The sequence below is a fragment of the Paraburkholderia guartelaensis genome (assembly GCF_004353905.1).
In the GTDB taxonomy this organism is placed as follows: domain Bacteria; phylum Pseudomonadota; class Gammaproteobacteria; order Burkholderiales; family Burkholderiaceae; genus Paraburkholderia; species Paraburkholderia guartelaensis.
On sequence record NZ_SMOD01000130.1, the window covers coordinates 1 to 2,304 of the forward strand.

Consider the following 2,304-nt stretch of genomic DNA (forward strand, 5'->3'; position numbering starts at 1 on the left):
ATCAACGCCAGGCGGGAAGTGCCGATCAAGGTCCGCCAGAAAAAGTATCTGAATAACATCATCGAACAGGATCATCGGGCAATCAAGCGCCGGACCGGACCGATGCTTGGGTTCAAGAAATTTCGTTGCGCCCGCATTCTCCTGGGTGGCATCGAAGTCATGCAGATGATCGTCAAGGGGCAATTGAACGATGGCGGCGTTGGTCAAACTCCCGCACAGCAGTTCTATTCGCTGGCTGGATAAGGAATCCATACCATATCGCTCTTGGCCGACCTTTCGCTCTTACTGCGACAGAACCGCTGCGACTCACGGCTCGCGCTTTATGTAAAGGCCTGCTTTCCATCCACCGGTTATTGATGTCGGTATTGGCTGAAGCAGTCGTAAGCTGCCCGATTACCGATGATATCGCGATGGCAAGAGGGTGTACACAGCAATCGCCGGCGATGGCGAGAACAAATGACTGCGTGTTGCGCCGGGACTTGGGGGAAAGCACCATCAAGGCGTTTCTCCACCGTGTTTCTTCAACACGTACGAAGGATAGTGGGTCGGCTGCGTCCTTGAAGTGCTCTTACGAGCCATTTCTTAATTCAGATTCAAATCGATGATTTGGATTTATTCTCCGAATATACTTCTGTGTACTAGGATTAATCTTGACTATGAAGAAAAGCATTTTAATTTTTCACATCGCAGTTAGCGCATCGTGGTACGCGTCGGCCGAAACGTTAGAGCGCTGTCCAGTTATCTCTGAGATAAGTAAGGAAGGAATTTGGTATACAGCTACAGCAGTACCCAACGATGCTGAGGGTATGTGGTTGGGCGTTGCGCCGGACGATGACGATCGCATCAAGAGATTTACCTCTGCCACGTTCTATCCAGCGAAGGATAGTGATAGTGGGCCGCCAGCGCTAGTTAACTGCTCGTATGAGCTTAGGAACGGCCGCCATGCAGATTTACGATTCGTACCGAGGCCTCCGCGACCGACTTTAGGGGTGGATGAAAGCATGTGGCGCCGGAAAAATGGTCCTTACGGTCGTAGCTACTATGAATGCACTGCGGTGGCCGGCTCGGGTTGTAGCTTCTATCTTGCTCGACGGTCCAACAAACCGTAGAACCTTAGTCAGCGGGCTTACAATTGGCAGCGGCTCTGTCAGGTTGATGGAGAGGGGGCGGTAGAATGACGTAATGAAGAAGGCAAAACAGCTTTCTCACGGCCACCCTGCGCGGTTCGCTGGTATTTCCGGTTTAGCCTGAGCCTGCGCGACGTCGAGGAGTTGCTGCTCGAGCGTCGGTAAATTTCAAGCTAGATGTCGCCTCAACGATTATATTCAGGCGGCTTTTTGCTCCTGTCGGTGGTCGCGTTTGATGGGTTCGAAGTTGTCTGTCTGATCGGGATTCAGGTGGACCGTGTGTACGCGCTTCCAGTTTCGCGTGGGGCCTTTCCATCGTAGCGGGTTGCGCTGCTTTGCCGCCTCGTAGAGCGTAGCGCGGCGATCGAGGATCTGCTGGTCGAGCTTGGCGTGCCGTTGGGCAGGCGTGACGAAACGGATCGCACTGTGACGATGTTCGTGGTTATACCAGCGCACCAACCCGGTGACCCAGGCGCGCGCGGCAAACAGGGTGTCGAACGCCTGCAGGGGATAGGCCGACCGCCTATTTGCACCATGTATGGACGACTCCCAGTTGTCAAGCAGACTGACTCTCTGGCATTGGGTCGAGGTTGCAGCCATGTATCCGGGCTCATTTGGCAGCAATCGCTGCTGGCCCACGATGAATATCCGCGAGTGGGTACCCCATCAGAGCCACGGGCTTGATTGCCCTTGGTGCAAAGCGGGTTTGGCCCACCACGGTCCGACCGTTCTGTCATCGAATCAAAATCTGCTCAAGCAACCTCTGGAAGGTGGTGTTGTACCTACGTTAGAACCTGAGCCTGTTAGACCGTTGCGTCAGCTCGCACGGGAACGTGGCTAACCTGATAGGCCTGCTTGCGAATTAGCAAGGCCCACGCCTAGAGAGCGTCAAGCAGCACGGCCGGTCAGCGACAACTATTTTGGCCGGTCAACGGGGTAGTTGTCGTTCGGTATCAGGTCATATTTGACGTTGCTCCTTCGTAGTTGTCGTTGCATGATCGTGTAGTTGACGCTCTTCGTTACTGCGCAACGTTGCCGTCGTCAGGCAACTGGCCGCTGAACGGATTGGCAGGGTTGTCGCCGTGTAATTGACGCCGCCGTGCATTCTGTTTGTCGCCGGCCTTGCGGCGGCGGTAGCTTTCGACGTTGAGTTCGAAGATCGTCGAGTGATGCACAA

3 protein-coding genes and 1 pseudogene are annotated in these 2,304 nt (G+C 54.5%); 3 read left to right on the plus strand and 1 reads right to left on the minus strand.

The genetic code is table 11. The features are described from left to right. From E1N52_RS43430 to E1N52_RS45215, 3 genes and pseudogenes are all read left to right on the plus strand, one after another. Positions 1-243: DDE-type integrase/transposase/recombinase (locus E1N52_RS43430; protein WP_133190995.1), on the plus strand; the 243-nt coding region annotated here is incomplete at its 5' end. Between the two features lie 413 nt (positions 244-656). Beyond that, positions 657-1,109 carry a DUF3757 domain-containing protein gene (locus E1N52_RS45745; RefSeq protein WP_133191225.1) on the plus strand — a complete coding sequence of 151 codons (453 nt, stop codon included), beginning with the start codon at positions 657-659 and terminating at the stop codon, positions 1,107-1,109. A 108-nt stretch (positions 1,110-1,217) separates the two neighbouring features. Further along, positions 1,218-1,286 (plus strand): annotated as a pseudogene (locus tag E1N52_RS45215) (IS6 family transposase); the annotation flags it as partial. A gap of 39 nt (positions 1,287-1,325) precedes the next feature. Here the strand turns inward: E1N52_RS45215 and E1N52_RS43445 are convergent. Further along, the gene (locus E1N52_RS43445) at positions 1,326-1,727 is read right to left on the minus strand and encodes an integrase core domain-containing protein (protein WP_133191227.1); all 402 of its coding nucleotides are present in this window, start codon (positions 1,725-1,727) and stop codon (positions 1,326-1,328) included. Positions 1,728-2,304: the final 577 nt, after the last annotated feature.

Bases quoted from the DNA above. Each gene is read 5' to 3' on its own strand.
- E1N52_RS45745 (WP_133191225.1), top strand. From the start codon at position 657: ATGAAGAAAAGCATTTTAATTTTTCACATCGCAGTTAGCGCATCGTGG.
- E1N52_RS43445 (WP_133191227.1), bottom strand. From the start codon at position 1,727: ATGGCTGCAACCTCGACCCAATGCCAGAGAGTCAGTCTGCTTGACAAC.